21 protein-coding genes, 1 tRNA gene and 1 pseudogene are annotated in these 21734 nt (G+C 60.7%); 10 read left to right on the top strand and 13 right to left on the bottom strand.

The genetic code is table 11. From position 1 onward, the window contains the following. Positions 1-180 precede the first annotated feature (180 nt). The 8 genes from NKH36_RS27620 to NKH36_RS27585 all read right to left on the bottom strand — a co-directional run bounded on the left by NKH36_RS27620 (position 181) and on the right by NKH36_RS27585 (position 7375). On the bottom strand, positions 181-1011 hold the full coding sequence (locus tag NKH36_RS27620) for a BtpA/SgcQ family protein (RefSeq protein ID WP_352959335.1): 831 nt from the start codon (positions 1009-1011) through the stop codon (positions 181-183). Then, positions 1008-1916 carry a PfkB family carbohydrate kinase gene (locus tag NKH36_RS27615; RefSeq protein WP_352959337.1) on the bottom strand — a complete coding sequence of 303 codons (909 nt, stop codon included), beginning with the start codon at positions 1914-1916 and terminating at the stop codon, positions 1008-1010. The genes NKH36_RS27620 and NKH36_RS27615 overlap by 4 nt, the downstream gene beginning before the upstream one ends. Before the next feature lie 3 nt (positions 1917-1919). Further along, on the bottom strand, positions 1920-2690 hold the full coding sequence (locus tag NKH36_RS27610) for a glutamine amidotransferase (RefSeq protein ID WP_352959339.1): 771 nt from the start codon (positions 2688-2690) through the stop codon (positions 1920-1922). 40 nt (positions 2691-2730) lie between these two features. Further along, positions 2731-3822 (bottom strand): phosphotriesterase family protein, encoded by a 1092-nt coding sequence (locus NKH36_RS27605; RefSeq protein ID WP_352959341.1) that lies wholly within the window; start codon positions 3820-3822, stop codon positions 2731-2733. Between the two features lie 4 nt (positions 3823-3826). Then, a complete protein-coding gene (locus NKH36_RS27600) occupies positions 3827-4837 on the bottom strand; it encodes an ABC transporter permease (protein WP_352959343.1) in 1011 nt (336 codons plus the stop codon). Further along, the gene (locus NKH36_RS27595) at positions 4834-5631 is read right to left on the bottom strand and encodes an ATP-binding cassette domain-containing protein (protein WP_352959345.1); all 798 of its coding nucleotides are present in this window, start codon (positions 5629-5631) and stop codon (positions 4834-4836) included. Before NKH36_RS27595 ends, NKH36_RS27600 begins: the two co-directional genes overlap by 4 nt. A gap of 74 nt (positions 5632-5705) precedes the next feature. Further along, the gene (locus tag NKH36_RS27590) at positions 5706-6644 is read right to left on the bottom strand and encodes an ABC transporter substrate-binding protein (RefSeq protein WP_352959347.1); all 939 of its coding nucleotides are present in this window, start codon (positions 6642-6644) and stop codon (positions 5706-5708) included. A gap of 119 nt (positions 6645-6763) precedes the next feature. Then, complete coding sequence (locus NKH36_RS27585; RefSeq protein WP_095492366.1) at positions 6764-7375, bottom strand: cupin domain-containing protein; 612 nt, start codon at positions 7373-7375, stop codon at positions 6764-6766. A gap of 326 nt (positions 7376-7701) precedes the next feature. On the opposite strand from NKH36_RS27585, the gene NKH36_RS27580 reads away from it, so the two are divergent. From NKH36_RS27580 to NKH36_RS27570, 3 genes are all read left to right on the top strand, one after another. After that, positions 7702-8634, top strand: coding sequence for a complex I NDUFA9 subunit family protein (locus tag NKH36_RS27580; protein WP_352959349.1), 933 nt, complete (start codon positions 7702-7704; stop codon positions 8632-8634). 108 nt (positions 8635-8742) lie between these two features. Next, entirely contained in the window at positions 8743-8979 is a 237-nt protein-coding gene (locus NKH36_RS27575; RefSeq protein WP_352959351.1) for a metallothionein, read from the top strand. Positions 8980-9151: 172 nt separating this feature from the next. Continuing rightward, positions 9152-10924, top strand: a complete 1773-nt coding sequence (locus NKH36_RS27570; protein ID WP_352959353.1) for an SLC13 family permease — start codon at positions 9152-9154, stop codon at positions 10922-10924. A gap of 131 nt (positions 10925-11055) precedes the next feature. Here the strand turns inward: NKH36_RS27570 and NKH36_RS27565 are convergent. Together NKH36_RS27565 and NKH36_RS27560 are read right to left on the bottom strand one after the other, a co-directional pair. Further along, positions 11056-11130 (bottom strand) — tRNA-Gln (locus NKH36_RS27565). Between the two features lie 148 nt (positions 11131-11278). Continuing rightward, positions 11279-11623, bottom strand: coding sequence for a VOC family protein (locus NKH36_RS27560; protein ID WP_352959355.1), 345 nt, complete (start codon positions 11621-11623; stop codon positions 11279-11281). Between the two features lie 207 nt (positions 11624-11830). On the opposite strand from NKH36_RS27560, the gene ppdK reads away from it, so the two are divergent. The 4 genes and pseudogenes from ppdK to NKH36_RS34920 form a co-directional block, all read left to right on the top strand. Continuing rightward, positions 11831-14518 (top strand): pyruvate, phosphate dikinase, encoded by a 2688-nt coding sequence (gene ppdK / locus NKH36_RS27555; RefSeq protein ID WP_352965256.1) that lies wholly within the window; start codon positions 11831-11833, stop codon positions 14516-14518. A 144-nt stretch (positions 14519-14662) separates the two neighbouring features. Then, positions 14663-14947, top strand: coding sequence for a TylF/MycF/NovP-related O-methyltransferase (locus NKH36_RS27550; RefSeq protein WP_352959359.1), 285 nt, complete (start codon positions 14663-14665; stop codon positions 14945-14947). Continuing rightward, positions 14944-15321 carry a TylF/MycF/NovP-related O-methyltransferase gene (locus NKH36_RS27545; RefSeq protein WP_352959361.1) on the top strand — a complete coding sequence of 126 codons (378 nt, stop codon included), beginning with the start codon at positions 14944-14946 and terminating at the stop codon, positions 15319-15321. The genes NKH36_RS27550 and NKH36_RS27545 overlap by 4 nt, the downstream gene beginning before the upstream one ends. A 177-nt stretch (positions 15322-15498) precedes the next feature. Further along, positions 15499-15736: pseudogene (locus tag NKH36_RS34920) on the top strand (hypothetical protein); the annotation flags it as partial. Here NKH36_RS34920 and NKH36_RS27540 read toward each other — a convergent pair. Beyond that, the gene (locus tag NKH36_RS27540; protein ID WP_352959364.1) at positions 15697-16086 is read right to left on the bottom strand and encodes a DUF427 domain-containing protein; all 390 of its coding nucleotides are present in this window, start codon (positions 16084-16086) and stop codon (positions 15697-15699) included. The pseudogene NKH36_RS34920 and the gene NKH36_RS27540 sit on opposite strands and share 40 nt — an antisense overlap. Before the next feature lie 135 nt (positions 16087-16221). Then, positions 16222-16578: a hypothetical protein gene (locus NKH36_RS27535; RefSeq protein ID WP_352959367.1), complete on the bottom strand. Its 357-nt coding sequence runs from the start codon at positions 16576-16578 to the stop codon at positions 16222-16224. Between the two features lie 180 nt (positions 16579-16758). On the opposite strand from NKH36_RS27535, the gene NKH36_RS27530 reads away from it, so the two are divergent. Together NKH36_RS27530 and NKH36_RS27525 are read left to right on the top strand one after the other, a co-directional pair. Then, positions 16759-18387 carry a fatty-acid--CoA ligase gene (locus NKH36_RS27530; RefSeq protein ID WP_352959370.1) on the top strand — a complete coding sequence of 543 codons (1629 nt, stop codon included), beginning with the start codon at positions 16759-16761 and terminating at the stop codon, positions 18385-18387. A 79-nt stretch (positions 18388-18466) separates the two neighbouring features. Beyond that, entirely contained in the window at positions 18467-19249 is a 783-nt protein-coding gene (locus NKH36_RS27525; protein ID WP_352959554.1) for a DUF1499 domain-containing protein, read from the top strand. A 236-nt stretch (positions 19250-19485) separates the two neighbouring features. Here the strand turns inward: NKH36_RS27525 and NKH36_RS27520 are convergent, their stop codons facing one another. Continuing rightward, positions 19486-20484: a LacI family DNA-binding transcriptional regulator gene (locus tag NKH36_RS27520; protein WP_352959373.1), complete on the bottom strand. Its 999-nt coding sequence runs from the start codon at positions 20482-20484 to the stop codon at positions 19486-19488. A 201-nt stretch (positions 20485-20685) separates the two neighbouring features. On the opposite strand from NKH36_RS27520, the gene NKH36_RS27515 reads away from it, so the two are divergent. Next, positions 20686-21726, top strand: a complete 1041-nt coding sequence (locus tag NKH36_RS27515; RefSeq protein ID WP_352959376.1) for an ABC transporter substrate-binding protein — start codon at positions 20686-20688, stop codon at positions 21724-21726. Positions 21727-21734: the final 8 nt, after the last annotated feature.

The raw sequence follows: 21734 nt of genomic DNA, 5'->3' as shown, positions 1-21734 counted from the left end.
CACGCCGCGTCACTCAATATCAACCGATCCATTACACCCAAGGCTGCCTCCAAAAGCAGTCTTGAATCATGCTACGGTCAAAAAGGGAATCCTAAGAGTCCACACCACCTAAGGCTGTCGGCGTGATCCATCATGCGCTTGGGAGCGTCCTGATCGTTGCGATGCGATCGAGCGGCTTGGTCATCGCTTCAGCCCGGTCATGAACGTTCTCACCCGGGCGGGGTCGACCTGGTTCCACCAGACTCCGTCATGCTTCAGCGCGCTGGCGATGATGACGCCATCGACGATCCCAAGAATATCGTTTGCATTATCGGGCGTCACGCCGCTGCCGACCAGCGTCGGTAGGCCGGCGGCCTCCTTGATCATGCTGATATAGCTCAGATCCGCAGCGTGCCCGGTGCGCTGACCGGTCGCAATGATGGCGTCGGCGTCGAAGAAGACCAGATCCTTGACCAGTTCCTCCACCGGGCGGTCGGCAACGATGGCGTGCGCGCCATGCTTGACATGAGCATCGGCGAAAATGCGGATGCCGTTGGCGCGAAGCTTGGCGCGGTAGCGCGCCGCGCGACCCGACTCGCCCTCGACAAAACCCTCGTTGGCGACATAGGCATTCGCCCATTGATTGACGCGGATAAAGCCCGCGCCAGCGGCACTGGCGATCGCAAGGGCAGGGATCGCGGCGTTTGCAAGCACATTGATGCCGACCGGCTTGCCGAGTTCGCGGCGAATACGGTCGGAGACAACAGCCATATAGGCCGCTGTCTCCGGCCCGATATCGTCAGGTTTGGCGAAGGGGATGTCGCCATGATTCTCGACGATCACGCCGTCGCATCCGCCATCGAGATAGGCTTTCGCATCGTCGAGCCCTCGCTGGTAGATCGCCTCGACCGCATCGCCGTCATAGCGCGGCGCGCCAGGAAGCGGCGCAAGATGAACGACGCCGATCACCACCTTTGTGCGGCCGAAAAGGTCTACGAGCGCGTCGCCGCCTGATTGACCGAGTTGGGTCATGAGAACTCCGTTTGATCGATGAGCGCCACCATTTCAGACGCGGAAGGACAGGACATCAGTGTGCCCGGGCGAGTGACCGCAGTTGCCGCGGCTGCGAGCGCGAACTTCAGCGCTGAGATAACCGGCATGCCCTTGGCAAGCCCGCCGGCCAGACAGCCGCAAAACACATCGCCGGCGCCGCTGGTGTCGAGCGCCTCGACACGTGGCGCCGGCAAACGAAGCGATCCTCCCCGGTCAGGGCCAAGGACGAGACAACCTTCAGCGCCAAGCGTGATCACGACAGTCCCGGCGCCTTTGGCCGCGAGCGCTTCGGCCGCGGCTACCATATCACCCTGGCCGGTCAGTGCTTTCGCCTCGGATTGATTCACCACCAACACCTGCGCCAGACCGAAGTCAGGCAGAGCCGCCGCATCGATAGGGCTGACGTTCAGGACGGTGCGTGCGCCATTTTCCTGTGCTGCCCGCAGGCAGGCATTTATCGCGCTACCTCGCAGGTTTCCTTGGCAGACAAGGATGTCGCCAAACGCGATCCGGCGCGCAAGTGCGGTTTGCGCAATCGGATCGAACGCTTCGCTGCAGGCGACGCCGCTGACGATGAAATTCTCGCCGCCGGCATCGATGACGATAGTCGAGCGGTCGCTCGGCAGGTCGAATTCGCTCACCTCGAGGTCAGGCAACTCCCGGTCGAGAGAGGCCCTGATCCATGCGCCTGCGCGGTCCTTACCGAGCGCCGTCCAAAACGTCACCGCAGCACCCGTGCGCGCGGCCGCAACCGCTTGGTTTGCACCCTTGCCGCCGAGGCCGTCGGCATAGCTGCTGGCGTTCAAAGTCTCGCCGGCAGCAGGGAAGCGGCCGACGCGAAACATCGTATCGACGCAGGCGTTGCCGACGACATGGACATGCATCGCTCAGCTCTCACCGGTCGCCCAGCTCAGCATCTGTTCGAACAGGGTTTTGTAGCCCTTCCAGGCGATGAACTCCGGCGGCAGCCAATGCGGCCCGACATCGGATGTCCAGGCCACAGTGCGGCCTTTGCCGTAGTGGCCGGTGACAAGCAGCGGCAGCGAGCCATAATCCGACGACACGGTTGCCAGAACTTCCGCCCCGTCTTTCGGCGTCACCTCGTTGAAGCCGAGCAGGATTGGCCAGTCCGAACCGAGACCCTTCAAGATCGGATGGTCCGAGGAGCCTTTCAGGACAGGTGCAAAGCCTTCCGGCACCTCGACGCGGTCGTCGAACGCGAGGCAGTTCACCGGCAGCACCTCCTCGACCGGCGTCTTGCGGTAGCGCGCGCCGCCATTGATGCCCTGGAAGCTATAGTAGCCGCCGAACATCAAAAGCCCGCCGCCATTGCGCACATAATCGCGCAGCAGACGCAGGCGGTTCGGCGTCGGCTTCGAGTGGACCCAGGTGTCGGGATGCAGAAGCAGCGTGTTGGCGCCGATGTCGGAGAGCACCACCGCGTCATAGGCCGAAAGCACCTCCATTGTTTGGGGAAAGTTGCGCTGTGCCTCATGCGCCGGCATGAAGGTCACGTCGAAGTCGGTGGCCTTCAGCGCCGTCAGCAATTCGTCCGCGCCGGTATGGTAGGTGACCGTTGGAAACTGGTCGAAGCCTTTGATATGAGTCGCGGTCGACACCCAGGATTCGCCGGCAAGCAGGATCTTTTTCTTGGACATTTGAACTCCGTCGTAAGTCTAAGCCGTAAGTCTGGGCCGCTTAGTTTTGCCGCGCGAACACGGCCTTCGGATTGGCGATCAGCATGCGGTCGATGGCTGGCTGCTGGACGTCATGCCGTTTCAGGCGCGGTATGAAATGCTTCAGGATATAGCCGTAACCGAAACCGCCGAAGCGGGTCAGCATGATCTTGAGGAACACATCCTGCGACAGCAGTAGGCGGTCGCCGAAGCCGGCCTCGATAAGCGCGGCGATTGCTCGCGCGTTCTCTTCGTCGGAGGGCGATTGCGCGTCCTGATCGGCATAATAATAGTCCATGCCGATCATATCGTATTCGAGGAACGCGCCGCGCCGGGCGAGGCTTGTCTGATAGCCGGGATCGCTGTGGCTGGGGTTCATGTGGCAGAGCACGGTGTGGCGAAGATCGGCGCCCTCCGCCTCGACGATATCGAGCACCTCGTGCGCCAGTCGCTCCCAGCCAGGCAGATGGATCGACAGCGGCACGCCGGTGATGCGCGAGGCCCGCGCCGAAGCTTTCAGCGACTTTCGCTCCTCGGGTGTAAAATTCTTGCTGACGCCGACCTCGCCGATCAACCCGGCCATGATCGGCGGCTGCGTCTCGCCGCCGCCGACATCGTTGACGATGAACTCGGTCACCGCGTCGACATCCATCGCCTTCAGCCATTCGGGATGGGTGTGCTCCAGATAGAAGCCGGTGCCCATGACGATCTTCAGGCCGGACATGCGGCTGATGCGGGCAAGCTTTTCCGGCTCGCGGCCGATGCCGATATTGGTCGCGTCGACGACGGTGTGGCCGCCGAGCGCGCGATAGCGTTGCAGCTCCGACAGCGCGAGATCGCTGTCGTCGAGCGAAACATTGTCGCGGTTGACGTAAGGGTTCATGCGCAATTCGCCGATGATCTCGATGTTCACCGGCTGCTCGGCGAGCGCCATGTCGTCGGGATAACAGGGACATTTCCAGTTGCGCGCGCCGTCGAGCAAGATGTGCTCGTGCATCAGCGTAATGCCCATATCCTCGACCGGAACGGGGCCGAGCACGGTCATCACATGGCCGGTTTCGATCCCGATCGCCAGCCGCTGGCTGGGAGCTGTGTCATCGAAGAGATCACTCATAGGCTCAACGGCTCCGCACGGCGCCGCGGAACAGGCGGAAGTTCAGCCAGATGGCGATCAGGATGATCGTTCCGGTGACTATCGGCGTCAGGAAAGGCGACAGATGCGCTAGGATCAGCCCGTTGCCGATTACGGCCACGGTAAGCGCGCCGAGCACCGTGCCGACGATCGTTCCGCGGCCGCCGAACAGGCTGGTGCCGCCAAGCACGACGGCAGCGATCACTTCGAGCTCAAAACCTTGCCCGGCGTTCGATGATCCGGATCCGAGCCGGGCTGCAATGATGATCCCTGCAAGTGCTGCCGCAGCGGCGGAAATCACGTAGACGAAAAGCGTCGTCAGCCGCGTGTCCACACCGGCGCGCCTGACCGCTTCGGCGTTGGCGCCAATGCCGGTCACATAGCGGCCGAACGGCGTCTCGTTGAAGGCGATATAGGCGATCGCGAGGATTGCCAGCGCGATCAGCGCCGGCGCCGGCACGCCGAGCAGCCAGGCGCGGCCCAACACCGTGAAAAGGCTTCCCGGCTCGATGGGGATGGAGTAGCCGCCGGTGATCAGCAGCGCCACGCCACGGATCACCGAAAGCCCGGCAAGAGTAACGATGAAAGCCGGGATGCCCTCATATGCGACGAAGTAGCCTTGCACCGCGCCAAGCAAGGCGCCCAGCGCAAGCATGGCCAGGATGACCACCGGCCATGGCAAGCCCAGCTGCAGCAGTGTCGCCGACAACGTTGCCACCAGTGCCAGCACGGAACCGACCGAAAGGTCGATGCCACCCGTCGTGATGACGAAGGTCATCGCTGCGGCGACGATCAGCAATGGTGCCGACTGCCGCAGGATGTTCAGCAGATTGGGCGACGTCAGAAAGGCGTCTGTCGCCACCGAGAAGATGATGCAAACGATCACAAAAAACAGCGCAATCGACACGACACTGCCATTGGCGAGCACCGCATCTCGCCATGTGGATTCGCGGACCCTTCGAGACTGAGCGGAGTGGGCCGAACTCACGTCGCTCATGCTGGCGCTCCATCGCGATGGGCGTTGGCGGCCGAACGCGCGTTGAACTTGCGACCCACGATCAGATTGACGACATCCTCGATATTGGTTTCGCCGATCAGCCGCTCGGCGACGGCGCGTCCTTCGTACATGACCTGAATGCGGTCGCATACGAGGAACAGATCCTGAAGCCGGTGGGTGATCAGAATGACACTGACGCCGCGGGCGCTCACGGTGCGGATCAGGTCCAGCACAGCCTCGACCTCGGCGACGGCAAGCGCTGCCGTCGGCTCGTCCATGATCAGCACGGACGGCTCGAAAGAGGCGGCGCGGCCGATCGCGATCGACTGCCGCTGTCCGCCGGACAGGTTTTCGACCTTGAGCCGCGTGTCGGCGATAACGATGCCGAGACGGTCGAGCATCTGGCGCGTTTGCTCGTGCATGCGCTTCTTGTCGAGAAAGGAAATGCCGGCGATGCGGCGGCGCGGCTCGCGGCCGAGAAACAGATTGCCGGCGACATCGACTGTGTCGCAGAGCGACAGGTCCTGATAGACCATCTCGACGCGCGCTGCACGCGCGTCCGCCGGCGAAGTGAAGGTCACCGGCATGCCATCGATCTCGATCGTGCCGGCATCGGGAACCACCGCCCCCGACAGCACCTTGCTCAACGTCGACTTTCCCGCGCCATTGTCGCCGACCAGCCCGAGGACCTCGCCCGGCCTCAGCACCAGGGACACGTCATCGAGCGTCTGAATGGCGTTGTAGCGCTTTGAGATGCCGCTCATCCGCACCCGATAGGTCTCGCTAGTGCTCATCTTCGATCCACGGGCTTTGCGAAGCGTCCGCGGCGTAGCCTCGAGCGGCGCCGCGGACCGGTCATCGACGCAGTTTACTGGAACATCGCGCGGTATTGGTCGACATTGTCCTTGGTCACGATCGTCACCGGAATATTGATGATCGGCTCGACCGTTTCGCCCTTCTTGAGCTTGACCAATGCTTCGACAGCGGCCTTGCCTTCGCCGGCCGGGTCCTGCTGGACGACCGCCACCACCCAACCATCGTCAATGCCCTGAATGACCTGCTTGGTCAGATCCCAGCCGAACACCTTGACGTCGCCGGTGCGGCCCTGACTGGTCACGGCTGAAACAGCGCCAAGCAACGCCGGCTCGCCGGTCGCGTATAGCGTCGTCATGTCCGGATTGGCGGTCATCAAATTCTCTGAAGCGCTCATTGCGGTCTCCTGAACATTCTGCCCGTCGACCGTGTCGAGGAAGGTGATCGCCAGGCCGCTGTCAGTGACCGCTTTCTTGAAGCCGTCGAGCCGCTGGTTCTGGATGAACGAATTGAGCGCGCCGACAATACCGATCTTGGCAGTGCCGCCCATCTCCGACTTCACATAGTCGGCATAGAATTTGCCGATATCCTCGCCGGCCTTGGCGTTGTCGACGCCGATAAACGAAACGTTGTCCCCGTCGGGAATCTGTGCGTCGATGGCGATCACGGGTATGCCGGCCGCCTTCGCGGCAGTGATCGCGGGCTTGACGCCGTTCACGTCGATGGCGACCAGAATGATGCCGTCGACTTTTTGTGTGATGTAGTTCTCGATCGCGTCATTTTGCGCGCTCGGCACGTTGTTGGCATTGAAGATGACCAGCTTGGCGCCGGCGGCGTCGGCCGCCTTCTGCGCGCCCTCATTGATCTGGTTGAAGAAGAGGGCCTGCTGGTTGATGTTGACGAGAGCGAATGTATCGGCGAACGCCGACCCCATCGCTGTCGAGCAGATGGCGATGATGGCGGCGCAACGGACAAGAAGTTTGAACGGACGCATTTACGGTTCCCCTTGCTTGCGGGCCAAACCTGTTCGGCTGGCCCATTGGTGCTACAGGCACGAGGCAAACATTCAAGAGACTTGAATATTTGTCAACGAATTTGATCGCTGAGCGCCCGTCAGAACGTCGCTGGCGTGTTGACCCAGAAAATGCTGGCTCTCTCCTTGCCGATGTTGCGGTAATGGTGCGGCAGCTCCGACCTGAATACGAACGCATCGCCGGTGGCGAGATCATGGCTCTTGCCATCGACGATCAGCTTGATCCGGCCGGCGAGCACATAGCCAACTTCCTCGCCGACATGCTGGATGGGACCTTCGCTTTCGCCGTCTGCCTCGATATGATGGATGTTGCACTGCAGCAGGTGACCGGGCGAATACGGAATAATGCGTTCAAGCGAAATGCCCTCGCCGCGCCTCAGCGCGTCGAGCGAGATCAATGGCCGCGCGCCGGCGCGGAACACGATCGCCTCGTCGTCGTCGACCTGTTCGAACATCCAGCCGATGTTGGTCTCCAGAACCTCGACCAGGCGGTGAAGCATCGGCAGCGATGGTGAAGCCTTGCCGTTCTCGATCTTGGACAAAAGGCTTTCAGAGCAGTTTGCAGCTGTCGCCAGGGTCTTCAGCGTCATGCCCCGTGTCTGGCGGGCGAGGCGCAACCGCGTCCCAAGCCGCGCGGCATTGACGGTGCCATCTGCTTCGGACTCCGGCCGTCGCCGATCGATTTTGTTCATCCGTTCGCCAACCATTCAACAGTCATGGGACAACTGTCGCGCGAGCAAAAGACAGCGGCGACCGATTTGCAAGGGATGATTTGTCAATTTCGACGCTGCAGTGCCTCGACCAGTTTTGATAGCACGGATAAAGCAACTCAGCGTCAAACATTCGCCTTTTAATAGCGACATCGGCGGTCCCGCGATCAACCCAGCGCTGGCTGGAACAAAAAGCGTTCCTGCGTTGTTCTCCAACCGTCCTGATGTTTCACGGCTGGTTCATACGCCGTCCAAGGGCAATCCTTGCGGCAGGCGCTCGGCGGCTACGCGAAAATAAGGCGAGGCAGATGGATTCTGACGATCTCAACACAGAACGGATCGTCACTGTGTTCGGCGGAACAGGCTTTCTCGGGCGCAGGATCGTGAAGCGGCTCCTTGAGAGGGGTTTCACGGTCCGTGCTGCATCCCGCCACCCGGCTCGGGTTGGCCCGGTCTTTTCTTCGACTGCAAGGATGCCCGAAGCCATCGAGGCGGATATACTGGATGCCTCCTCGATCGGCTCGGCCATTGCCGGATCACGGGCGATCGTGAATGCCGTCAGTCTCTATGTCGAGCAGGGCGCCCAGACGTTTGAACGCGTGCATGTGAAAGCTGCCGCTGATCTTGCCGCCGCCTCGCGCGATGGCAGGGTTGACCGGTTCGTCCAGATTTCGGGGATCGGCTCCGATCCTCAATCGGACTCGAATTATATTAGGGCTCGTGGGCGCGGAGAAGAGGCGGTGGCGAGCGCATTTCCCGGCGCCATCATTGTGCGTCCCGCCGTCATGACCGGACCTGACGACGTTTTCCTCACGACCATTGTCAGGCTGATACGCCTGCTGCCGGTCTATCCGCTGTTCGGCGATGGTGCCACACGGCTTCAGCCGGTCTATGTGGCAGACGTCGCAGAAGCGGTGAGCCGGCTGATCGACGGGCGAAACCACAAGGGTTCATCGATATTCGAATTCGGTGGCCCTCGAATCTACACCTATAAAGAACTGCTTCGCGATATCGCCCGACAACTCGATACCCACGTCAGGTTGATGCCGGTGCCGTTTGCGGCTTGGGACGCCTTGGCTGGCGTCGCGGAACTCCTTCCGGCCGCGCCTATAACGCGCAACCAGGTCGATCTTATGCGGCACGACAATGTGGCAGCAACCGGCGCACCGGGCCTGAAGGAACTCGACATCGACCCGCGGGGCATCGAGGAGGTGATCCGCTTGATCGAACGGCGCGGGTGACGCCGGTTCGCGCTCGTCTCCTGCTTAGGAGGATTCTGCGATCCTGACGGGAACCTATTGCCATGCGACAGGTTGGTCGAGCTTGAGCAATGGAGAAGGAAAAGAATTATGGCCAGATGCGATCAATGCCGGAATGACTACGACAAGGCTTTCGAAGTGAAGCTAGCTGAGGAAATCTATACATTCGACAGCTTCGAATGCGCGATCCAGAAACTTGCGCCGCTCTGCCCGCATTGCGGGTGCCGGATCATCGGACATGGTGTCGAACAAGATGACATCATCTACTGCTGCGCACATTGCGCCGCGGAGGAGGGCGCGAGCGCGCTGACCGATCGCGCACCTTAATGCAACGCTGCCAGGATGACGCCCAAGAGCCACATCGCTCGACACGGGCTTATTGGCAAGCATGGAAGCTCAGCACTCAGAACCGTGCTAGCAAAGCCGTGATCAGCGAAAGCAACAAAAGGGCGGTTTGGCCGTTCTGATCAGCCGCATTAGCGGCGGAGCATCCGAAGACATGACTACGCCGCAAATCCTGTCGTTCGCCGTCATCTTCGTGATGATGGCGGCGCTCGTATGGGGTCGGTATCGATATGATCTGGTCGCTGCCGCGGCACTGTTGCTTGCACTCGCGATTGGCATCGTGCCTTTTGACGAGGCCTTCAGCGGGTTCAGCGACGATATCGTGGTCATTGTCGGGAGTGCCCTGCTGGTGAGCGCAGGGATAGCCCGCTCGGGCATTATGGAAGTTGCCATCAAGCGCTTTGCTCCGAACCTATCGGGCGTTCGGTCACAGCTGGCGCTGCTGGTGATCGTGGTCACGATCCTGTCTGCCTTTGTAAAGAATATCGGTGCGCTCGCTATCATGATTCCGATAGCCTTCCAGTTCGCGCGCCGGTCGAGCGTTTCGCCCTCAATATTCCTGATGCCTATGGCGTTCGGGTCACTGCTCGGTGGACTCATGACGCAGGTGGGAACATCTCCCAATGTCGTTGTGTCCCGTGTGCGGGAGGAACTGACCGGCACCGCCTTCACAATGTTTGACTTTACACCTGTTGGAGCCGCGCTGGCCGCCGCCGGAACGATCTTCCTGGTGCTTTTCTATTGGCTGTTACCGGTGCGCGAAAAGCTGGGCGGGTCGGTGAATGAAGCCATCAACATCAAGAATTACCTGACAGAGGCCCGAATTGTCCGCGAATCGACGGTGCTCGGGAAAACCGTCGCAGACCTCATGAAGCTTTCCGGCGGCGATGCTATCGTGACGTCGATCCTGCGCAACCGGACTATGCGGATGACGCCACTGCCCGACGTTGTCCTCAAAGTGAACGACATTCTGCTGCTCGAGGGCGACCCAGGGGCGCTGCATCGCCTTGTCTCACAGGGCAAACTCAGCGTTACGGGCAACAGGGCCAGCGGGGACGACACGACCAGCGAGCTGGTCGCTATCGAAGCCGTCATCGGTGAAAGCTCCCCTTTGATCGGCTGGACAGCCCAGCGCCTTGCCCTCTACCACCGCTTCAATGTCAACCTCCTGGCTGTCAGCCGTCACGGCGAGCGCCTCGACCGCAGGCTGGCCGAAGTCCAGCTAAGGCTCGGCGACGTCGTCGTGCTGCAGGGCAATGCAGCGACGATACCCGAGATACTGCGTGAACTCGGCTGCCTGCCGCTGGCAGAAAGGGCCATCCTGCTTGGTAGCGTCCGTAAGGGTGTCGTGCCGGTAACCATCCTTGCTCTCGCTATGGTGGCGACTGCGTTTGGGCTGCTACCGGTCTCCGTCGCTTTCTTTGCGGCCGCGGTCGGGATGGTGCTTTTCAAGGTCATCCCGGTCCGGGAGGTCTACCAATCGCTGGATGGTCCAATCCTCGTCATGCTCGCCGTTCTCATTCCGGTGAGCGATTCGCTGCGCAGTACAGGGGCGACAGAAGTGCTTGCCGGCGAGCTTGCCAAACTGGGGACCATTCTTCCGGCGCCCGGCGCACTGATGCTCATCCTTGTCGCCGCCATGGCCGTTACGCCATTCCTCAACAATGCCGCCACCGTGCTGGTCATGGCGCCTATCGCCGCCGAGTTTGCTGGCAATCTCGGCTACAGGCCGGAAGCATTTCTGATGGCAGTCGCCATTGGCGCCGGCTGCGATTTTCTCACCCCGATAGGCCACCAGTGCAACACGCTCGTCATGGGGCCGGGCGGCTACTGTTTCAGCGATTATCCACGTCTGGGGCTGCCGCTATCGTTCCTCGTCGTCATTGTTGCTGTGCCGATGCTAATGATCGTATGGCCAATGAACTAATATGCGATGGACGGACCAATCCGGCTCGAACTTTCGCCGGCCGACGAAAACTGTCGCATCTCAAGCTTGCTCAACTGTCGCATTACTAAACGGGCTGCTACACATGTGTCCGGAACGGACAATGTGAGCGATGGCTGGGGCGCCAGGATTCGAACCTGGGATTGTCGGTACCAAAAACCGATGCCTTACCACTTGGCTACGCCCCAGAAACGGGAACATGCCCGTTGCGCGCGCGGCCTTATAGGACGAGCCGGCGAAAAGCTCAATGCCGAGAATAGCAAGTGCGCGGGACTGATCCACCGGTTCCCGCAGATTGGCGTTCGCATATCATCGTCTGCTGTCGGGCGATGGCGTCTATTCACCCCAGACGGCCATTTCATTACCGGCCGGATCGACGAAATGGAACCGCCTGCCACCGGGGAATGAGAAGATCGGTTTAACGATCGTGCCGCCGGCGTTTTCGACGGAGCCCAGGGTTTCTTCCAGGTGCTCGGAATAAAGCACCGGAAGCGGCTTGGCGGGCGCTTCGCCGGCATCAGCCTGGAAGCCTCCGTCAAGACCTTCCGAAAAGGCCGAATAGGTCGGCCCGTAGTCGGTGAACGACCAGGAAAAGGCGGCGCTGTAAAAAGCCTTGAGCCTGTCCAGCGTTCCACCGGTTGCCGGCATTTCCAGATAATCGAGTTTTCCGGTCAGTTTCATGGTTACCCCTAGTTCCTGTTATGTTCTACTCAAGTGACCGCCGAGCCGCAAGTCTTTTCGCCATCGCTTTTTCTTAATCGATTGTAGAAGCCGGCTGGCTTTGCCGACGCTTGCCTTTCGCACTGCAGCATCATATCGCTCGGATAGGTACACGGCGGAACTTCGGCTTCGTCAATCTTTTCAATCTCCTGCAACCGGAGAGCAAGCATGACCAAATGGGTCTACACCTTTGGCGACGGCGCAGCAGAAGGCCGTGCCGGCGATAGGAACCTCCTGGGCGGCAAGGGTGCCAATCTGGCCGAGATGTGTAGCCTGGGCCTGCCCGTGCCGCCGGGGTTCACCATCACCACCGAGGTCTGCAACGCCTACTATGCCAACGGCCGCACGTACCCGGCCTCGCTGGAGGCGGATGTCGCGGTTGCGCTTGACCACATCAGCCGGCTGACCGGGCGCCGTTTCGGTGATCCCTCGAAACTGCTTTTGGTCTCGGTGCGTTCCGGTGCCCGCGCTTCGATGCCCGGCATGATGGACACCGTACTCAATCTCGGTCTGAACGACGAGACGGTCGAAGCGCTGGCCGCCGATTCAGGCGATGCGCGCTTTGCCTATGACAGCTACCGGCGTTTCATTCAGATGTATTCCGATGTCGTCATGGGCCTCGACCATGAGGTATTCGAGGAAATCCTCGAAGACCAGAAGGGCGGGCTCGGCCATGAGCTCGATACCGAACTGACGGCCATCGAATGGCAGGGCGTGATCGCACTCTACAAGGCCAAGGTCGAGGAGGAACTCGGCAAGCCGTTTCCGCAAGATCCGAACGAGCAGCTCTGGGGCGCGATCGGCGCCGTGTTTTCGAGTTGGATGAACAACCGCGCCATCACCTATCGGCGCCTGCACGATATTCCCGAAAGCTGGGGCACGGCGGTCAACGTTCAGGCCATGGTCTTCGGCAATATGGGTGAGACTTCGGCCACCGGTGTCGCTTTCACCCGCAATCCGTCGACCGGCGAAAAGATGCTCTATGGCGAGTTCCTGGTGAATGCGCAGGGCGAAGATGTCGTCGCCGGCATCCGCACGCCGCAAAACATCACCGAGGCGGCGCGCATTGCCGCCGGCTCCGACAAGCCGTCGCTGCAGAAGCTGATGCCGGATGCGTTCCAGTCTTTCGTCACCATCTCCGATCGTCTGGAAAAGCACTGCCGCGATATGCAGGATCTCGAATTCACCATCGAGCGCGGCAAGTTGTGGATGCTGCAGACGAGGTCCGGCAAGCGTACTGCCAAGGCGGCGCTCAAAATCGCCGTCGACATGGCGCGCGACAAGCTCATTTCAAAGGAGGAGGCCGTCGCCCGAATCGATCCGGCCTCGCTCGACCAGTTGCTGCATCCGACCATCGATCCGACGGCGGCTCGCGATGTGATCGGCATTGGCCTGCCCGCATCTCCGGGTGCTGCCACCGGCGAGATCGTCTTTTCCTCCAATGACGCCGAGGAACTCAAGACGCAAGGCCGCAAGGCGATCCTCGTGCGCATCGAGACCAGTCCCGAGGACATCCACGGCATGCATGCGGCGGAAGGCATCCTGACCACGCGTGGCGGCATGACCAGCCACGCTGCGGTGGTGGCGCGCGGCATGGGTAAGCCTTGTGTGTCGGGCGCGGGCTCGCTGCGCGTCGACTACAGAGCCGGCACCCTGATGGCGATGGGATCGACGTTCCGCAAGGGCGACATCATCACCATCGACGGCGGTAACGGCCAGGTGCTGAAAGGCGCCGTACCGATGCTGCAGCCGGAGCTCTCGGGCGATTTCGCCGCCATCATGGAATGGGCCGATACCGTGCGCCGCATGAAGGTGCGCACCAATGCCGAAACGCCGCTCGACGCGCGCATGGCGCGTTCCTTCGGCGCCGAAGGCATTGGGCTTTGCCGCACCGAGCACATGTTCTTCGAGGGCGACCGTATCGTTGCCATGCGCGAGATGATCCTGGCCGACACGGAAAAGGGCCGGCGAACGGCGCTCGCAAAACTCTTGCCCATGCAGCGCTCGGATTTCCTCGAACTGTTCGAGATCATGGCCGGCCTGCCGGTGACGATCCGCTTGCTCGATCCGCCGCTGCACGAATTCCTGCCCAAGACCGAGGAAGAGGTGGCCGAAGTCGCCGCCGCCATGAACGTGTCCCCCGACAAGCTCAGGCAGCGCACCGAGGCCCTGCACGAGTTCAACCCGATGCTTGGCCATCGCGGCTGCCGGCTTGCGGTTTCCTATCCCGAAATTGCCGAGATGCAGGCGCGCGCGATTTTCGAGGCCGCCGTCGAGGCCGGCAGGAAGGCCGGCGCGCTGGTGGTTCCGGAAATCATGGTGCCGCTGGTCGGTCTGGTGAAGGAACTCGACTATGTCAAGGCGCGGATCGATGCCGTCGCCAAGAGCGTGATGGAGGAAACCGGCGTCAAGATCACCTATCTTACCGGCACGATGATCGAACTGCCGCGCGCCGCGATCCGCGCTCATGTCATTGCCGAGGCGGCCGAATTCTTCTCTTTCGGCACTAACGATCTGACCCAGACCACCTTCGGCATCTCACGCGACGATGCGGCCTCGTTTCTCGAGACCTATCGTCAGAAGGGCATCATCGAGCAGGATCCGTTCGTGTCGCTCGACATTGAGGGCGTCGGCGAACTGGTGCGGATGGCGGCCGAAAAAGGCAGGGCAACGCGGCCGGAGATCAAGCTCGGCATTTGCGGCGAACATGGCGGCGATCCGGCGTCGATCCATTTCTGCGAGGAGGTCGGCCTCGACTACGTGTCGTGCTCGCCCTACCGCGTGCCCATCGCCAGGCTGGCTGCCGCGCAGGCGGCGGTGCAGGCTGCAAAGGCTGCAGCACCGCTCGCCCTCTAGGCGCAGTCGCAGACGATAACTGTGTTCGGAATTAACCGGCATCAAGGTCGTCAGCCGCTTGCAAATCCAGGGGCCGCTGTCTAGCATTGCACCATGTTGTCAAGGTTGACCGGACGCCTCCTGAGGGAAGCAAACAGGCTTAGAGTGCCGGCCATCGCCAGTTCGGTGCGGCGCGCTCGGCTGACGTATCTTTCGGACGAAAAGTTTATCAGCCTCCGCGATGCGATCAGGCAAGTGAGGCGTGAAAAGGTCCCCGGCGACTTTATCGAATACGGTATCGCGCTCGGTGGCTCGGCAATCTACATCGCTTCCGAACTCGACGATGACCGTCATTTCCACGGCTACGATGTGTTTGGCATGATTCCAAGCCCGACCGAACAGGACGACGAAAAATCCAAGGCCCGTTACGAGACCATCCGATCGGGATGATCCAAGGCATTGGCGGTGACAAATATTACGGGTATCAAGGCGACCTGTTCGAGAGGGTGAGTGCCAGCTTCATGGATTTTGGCGTCCCCCTCGATGGCGAAAGGATCGTCTTCCACAAGGGCCTATTCGAAGACACGGTGCGCTTTCATCCGGAAAGCAGAGTGGCTTTGGCTCATCTCGATTGCGATTGGCATGATCCAGTCAAGTTCTGTCTTGAGCAGACCATCGAGGTATTGAGCCCAGGTGGGTTCATGATCCTTGACGATTACAACGACTACGGCGGATGCCGGACGGCGACCGATCAATTCCTTGCAGGCCGTGCTGACTGTCGTTTGATACGAACGCTCCCTCATGCCGTGATCCAGCGATCATAGGTCCGGCCGTCATTTCCGCGTTTCGCGTTGTCCTCGGCTCCGAACGCGTAAGCCGTTGCTGAGTGACGTCTCGACGGTCACCGGCACCGCCATCTTGAACGCCCCAGCGCCAGGATCGTGTTTCTCTGCGAGGCTCACTTCGCGAGCTCCCTGACCGCCCACGGCGTTCTGTGAGGAAAAGAGACAGCACGTCGCATTGCCGCGGGTGACGTCATCATCGCTCATATCAACCAGCCGACCACGCCCCCCGGTGAAAGCGTGGCGGCTGAAGGACACGTGGGCGCTGAAGGACAAAGGTCTCGCCTTCGTGCGGCTCGACATCGGCAATGATCGCACCCCGACTGATCGACAAGACAGGTCTCGGGCCGTCCCTGCTCAGGCTGGCTTGGCTTCGATCGTCACCTTGTTGGGATAGAACGCGCCGTGATCGCGGATTTCGATCATCTCGTCGAAAGGCTGCTCATACGCCCACATCGCATCCTTGCCTGCTTCCCCGGCAGGCAGCACGCTCCAATAACTCGCATCGCCCTTGTAAGGGCAATGAGTCGAGAACTCCGTCTTGCGAAGCTGGTCGAAATCGATGTCTTCGAATGGAATGTAGGGGACCCGGGGGTAGGGGGATTCGGTCAACATTTTGGCCTTCGTGGACGAGGCAATGACCACGTCGCCGGCGCGTACGGTCACAGTTCCGGTGTAGGGCTCGACCGTAATCACTTTACCCGGGTTGCGTTGAAAGCCGGGTGACGGGTTGGCGATCTGGTCCATGACGGGTTCTCCTTGCGTCGACCTAAGGTGTGTCGGGCACGCACGCTACGCAAGGCGGCCGTCGATGTAGGGCTCGAAAACCATCGCCTTTGGCTTTGCCAGGTCTCTCGTCAAATCGGCCCTGCCGATGAACAATCAGGCGGCAGCCTGAAATGCATCCATCAGCCCGGCATAGGCGGCGGCGATACCGGCGACCGGATTGGTGCTTCTCGACGCGGTTTCGACCTTGAGCGCACCACCGCCGGTCGGCAGGGTAAGAAGCAGGAACTGGCGGTTGCCGCCATCGCCGACGCATGCCGCGGCAACGTGCTGGGCTTCGCCTTCGTTCTGAACGCACATCTTGAACAACAGCGTGCCACCGACCGCCTCAAGGGCGCCGCCGACAACTTCGACGAATTCGTCTTCGGAAACGGTTTTGGCGTCCGGCACCAAATCAGTCAGGCTTTCGGCGAGCGTATCTTCGAGAGTCTTGTCTTCGAGCTGCGCGTCCATGCGAACCTCTTTCATTCGCCAATCGCACCCCTGCCCATTAATCAAAGTTAACGCCGACGATGGCCGGATTGTGGCGGATTTCCCTGTCTTTTCGATCAATGCAACGCTTCTGCCCGGTCATGGCTGGACAATCCGCTTGTTCGTCCCACAATGGAATGAAAAACCAATGGGAGGAAAAGAATGCTCGGACTGATGCAAGAATGGCCGCTACTTTGCCACAAGCTCATCGACAACGCAGCCAGGCAGCACGGCGAACGCGAGATCGTGTCGCGCTCGATCGAGGGCCCGATCGTCCGGACCACTTACGCGGAAATTCATCGCCGCGCCTTGCAGGTCGCTGAGCGGCTCGAGCGTGACGGCTTTGGGCTTGGCGACCGCATCGCCACATTGGCCTGGAATACGGCGCGTCACATCGAAGCCTGGTACGGCATCATGGGTGTTGGCGCGATCTATCACACGCTCAATCCGCGCCTCTTTCCCGAGCAGATCGTGTGGATCATGAACAATGCCGAGGACAAGGCGATCTTCGTCGATCTGACATTCATGCCGCTGCTTGAAATGATCGCCGGCGCGGTCAAATCGCTGAGAAAGGTGATCGTGCTGACCGACAAGGCGCACATGCCGCAAACGGCGCTGCCGAATGCCGTTGCCTATGAGGAATGGCTTGACGAAGCCGACGGCGCCTTCACCTGGAAGACGTTCGATGAAAACACCGCCGCCGGCATGTGCTACACCTCGGGCACGACAGGCGATCCGAAAGGCGTCCTCTACAGCCATCGCTCGAACGTGCTGCACGCCATGATCGCCGCGATGCCCGATGCGATGGGCCTCTCGTCGCGCGACACCATACTGCCGGTCGTGCCGATGTTCCACGCCAACGCCTGGGGCCTTGGCCAGAGCGCGCCGATGATCGGCGCCAAGCTGGTCATGCCTGGCTGCAAGATGGACGGCGCCTCGATCTATGAGTTGCTCGACACCGAAAAGGTGACGTTCAGCGCCGCCGTGCCGACAGTATGGCTGATGCTGCTCCAGCATCTGGAGGAGACCGGCAAGGAACTTCCCTATCTGAAGAGGGTCGTCATCGGCGGCTCATCCTGCCCGCGTGCGATCACGACGAAGTTCCAGGACAATTACGATGTTGAGGTCATCCATGCGTGGGGCATGACCGAAATGTCGCCGCTCGGCACCCTGTGCACCATGAAGCCGGGCTATGCCGGGCTTGAAGGCGAAGCCCGGCTCGACGTCCAGGGCAAGCAGGGCTATCCGCCTTTCGGTGTCGAAATGAAGGTGACGGACGATGACAACAAGGAGCAGCCATGGGACGGCAAGACATTCGGACGCTTGAAGGTCCGCGGACCGGCTGTCGCGCGCGCCTACTATGGCGGCGTCGGATCGGAACAGTTCGATGAAGAAGGCTGGTTCGATACCGGTGATGTCGCCCATATCGACCCGAGCGGCTATATGCAGATCACCGATCGCGCCAAGGACGTCATCAAGTCGGGCGGCGAATGGATTTCGACCATCGAGCTCGAGAATCTCGCTGTCGGTCATCCGGATGTGGCGGAGGCGGCCGCAATCGGTATCCGACATTCGAAATGGGGCGAACGGCCGTTGCTTGTCGTCGTCCGCAAGCCGGGCCGGGAGCCGACCAAGACGGATATTCTCGCTTTCATGACCGGCAAGGTGGCGAAGTGGTGGATGCCGGATGACGTCGCCTTCGTCGGCGAAATTCCCCACACCGCTACCGGCAAGATCCAGAAGACCACCCTGCGCCAGCAGTTCGGGGACTATCGCCTGCCGACGGATTGACGGAGATGACGTCTTTCGCCTTAAAGCCGCCGCTAAACGGCTCCAAGCGCCCGTTCGGGGTCGAGCAGTGCTGAAAACAATGGAAAATCCCGAGCGACAGACGTCGAGGGCTGCCGGCTGGTCGCGGCGGACAGGCGCTTTTTCGGCGGTCCTGCTTCTGACCGTTCTCGTCGGCCACCGATATGAGCTTGTTGAAACGCCGGCTTTCCTTTGGGTGCTCGGCATTGTCGCTCTGCTTGCCGCCTTTGCGCTGCTGTTCGCCGGATTTGCCTTTTCGAGACTGTGGAATTTTGGCGACCGTGGCGGTCGCGATCTCACCGTCGGCACGTTGCTGGCATTGCTGGTGCTTGCTCCTTTTGGCATTGCTGCCTACTGGGCAGCGACTTACCCGCCGCTCAAGGACATCTCGACTGACTTCGACGATCCGCCGATGCTCGACACCAGCACCCGGAACGGGGATATGAACGCGCTTTCGCCACCGACCCCGGGCGAGCAACGCCTGCAGACCGAGACCTATCCGCTTGTCACCGGACGCAGCTACAACCTGCCTTTCGATCGGGTTCTGGAAGCAGTCGAAACCGTGCTCGATCGGGGGGATTGGCAGCTTACGGCGCCGGTTCCCCGTGCGATCGGGCAAAGCGAGGTGACGATCAACGCCCTGGCCAAGAGCTTCATCCTCAGCCTTCCCGCCGACGTCGCCATCCGTGTGACCGACGATGGCGATGCGATCATTGTCGACATGCGTTCGGCCTCCCGTTACGGCCGCTACGACCTTGGCGACAATGCGGCCCGCATCGTGGATTTCCTCGCCGAGCTGGATCAGGAAGTCGCCGGCCAGGTCGGCACGGCCCCGGCCGAGTGATGTCCAGAGCATTTTACAGCTAAGCGGTATTGCTCGGCGCCCACAGAAATGCGGCTAATACAATCAGAGTCTATTCGACTTGTCTCGCCGGTCGCCTTGCGTCCACAAGCGGGCCTTTCCCTTCGGTCGAAATGTACGTGCTTCACTCGACGGGGCAGTTGTGGGATCGCGCCGCGAAGCAACCGCGCGAGGTTGGTTCGCCGTCCTTAGGTCGGTTGATTAAACCTGCGGGCAGACTATTCGGCCGGCTCGAATCTGCCTTGCATCAAGACTGTCTCCACCGGCCCAAGCGGATTCATGATCCGGTTCTCCAGGACTTCGACAAGTTTTCGTCCGACACCCGCCATGTCCACGGAATGAATTCCGATCCTTGCCGGCAGGAAGCGTGCCAGCCGCGTGCTGTCACGAGTGACAATGTGGACGTCGCTCCCCGGCGCAAGACCTCTTCTGCCAAGAGCGTGTAACGCCCCTAGAAGGCCCAGTTCGTTGGCGCATGCCAAGCCTGTCGGCGGATCCGACGACGCCAGCAAGCGATCGAACCAGGCTGCGCTCGATTCCATGGTGAACATGCCATGACCGATCAGCGATTGATCGATCGGAACACCGGCCTCGGCCATTGCCCTTCCATAGCCGGAAAGACGCATGGCACTTGCCTGATCCTCCGGAACGAGAAGTTGCAGTGCAATGCGTCGACAGCCCTTATCCATGAGCCGTCGGGTTGCCTCGTAGGCAATCTGTTCATTGTCGACGTCGACATAAGGATACGCGGTATCCAGGTCGGTTCTTCCAAACGCGACGAATGGCATGCGTTTATCCAGCAGCAGCTTGACGCGCGGATCACCCGACACCAGGCGCGTGATGATCAGTCCGTCTGTGCTGTGCGCCTGAAGCTGCCGCTGCACACTCTCGATGGGATCGTCGTCGGGAGTGGTGGAATAGATGGACAGGCTATAACCGGCTTGCCGCGCCGCCAGCGTCATGCCTTCGATTAAAGGAAGCTTCAACAGATCGGAGAGATGGTCTCGTGTCTCCATCGGGAGTACTGCCGTCAGCGTCAGCGTTCGACCGGTTTTGAGCGCACGACCATGATGATTTGGTAGATAGCCGACCCGCTTAGCCGCCTCCTTGACGCGGGCTATGGTCGAGGGCTGCACTTCCGGCCCATCCTTCAGAGCGCGGGACACCGTGGTCACCGAAAGGGAAAGTTCCGCCGCGATCTGCTTTAGGTTGGCCATTGTTCGCCCCGACTTCATTTTGCGAAAGCGCCGGCTGATTTGCTGACCGCCATAGCGTTACCGGATTCGACATCCCGGTCAATCCAAACTCCCATAGGAAAGCAGCTTGACTCTGGCTCATTCAGATGCAATCGTAACGTTACGATTACAAATAAATGGCCATTTCGAGCAACATTTGATAGAAGTTGGGGAGGAGAACCTATGTCCTGGCTACGCATTTCCTTAGCAGCATTCGCAATCTCGGCTGCCTTGCCCGTCCATGCGCAAACAGTCACCATAACGACCGCAGGTGGCGATTATGGCAACGCCATGAAAGAGGCCATGTGGGGCCCTGCTGCAAAAGAGCTTGGCTATGATGTCCTTGAGGAGACGCTAAGCGACGGCCTGGCCGCCTTGAAGATGCAGGTCACCTCGGGTGCGGTCACGACCGACGTCATTCACCTGGGCTCACCGGAAGGCGCCCAGGCGGCCGCACAGTCGCTGCTGGAGCCACTCGACTACAAGATTATAGATCCCAAATCCGTGCCGGATGGCGCAAAGTCCGACTACTGCTATCCGTTCGATTCCTATGGCACCGTCATGTCGTGGAACACCAAGACCTATGGTGAGAACCCGCCGAAGACCTGGGCGGAATTCTGGGACGTTGCCAAATTCTCGGGCCGCCGCGCGTTGCGCGCCAATGCGCAAGACTCGATCGAGATCGCGCTTCTCTCCGATGGCGTAGCGCCGGCGGACGTCTATTCCGTGCTCAGCAGGCCGGAAGGTCTGGAGCGCGCCATCAAGCGGCTTGAAGCGATCAAGCCAAATGTCGCCGTGTGGTGGACCTCGGGAGCTCAGTCCGCGCAGTTGCTGAAGGACGGTGAGGCGGATCTGGTCGTTACCTGGAACGGGCGGGCAGAGACTGTGAAAAAAGATGGCGGCGCGGCTGACTACACGTTCAAGGGTTCGGTCATCGGCACGGACTGCCTTGGGGTGCCGAAGGGAGCGCCGAACAAGGAAGCCGCGATGAAGCTCATCGCAGCGATGACGCAGCCCGCGCGTGTTGCGAAACTGACCGATTTCATCGCCTATGGCCCAGTCAATCCTGCAGCATATGAGGGTGGCCTTATTCCCGAGGACCGCCTGAAGACGCTGGCGACCGCGCCCGAAAATGCCGGCACTTCGGTGTTTTCGAATTCAGAATGGTGGGTCAAGAACGGCGAGGCTGCCCAAAAAGCCTTCGATGAGATGATGGCCCGCTGAGTCTCAGC

This window comes from Mesorhizobium sp. M1312, from assembly GCF_040318115.1.
Classification (GTDB): domain Bacteria; phylum Pseudomonadota; class Alphaproteobacteria; order Rhizobiales; family Rhizobiaceae; genus Mesorhizobium.
This window is presented reverse-complemented; position numbering and strand designations above follow the sequence as displayed.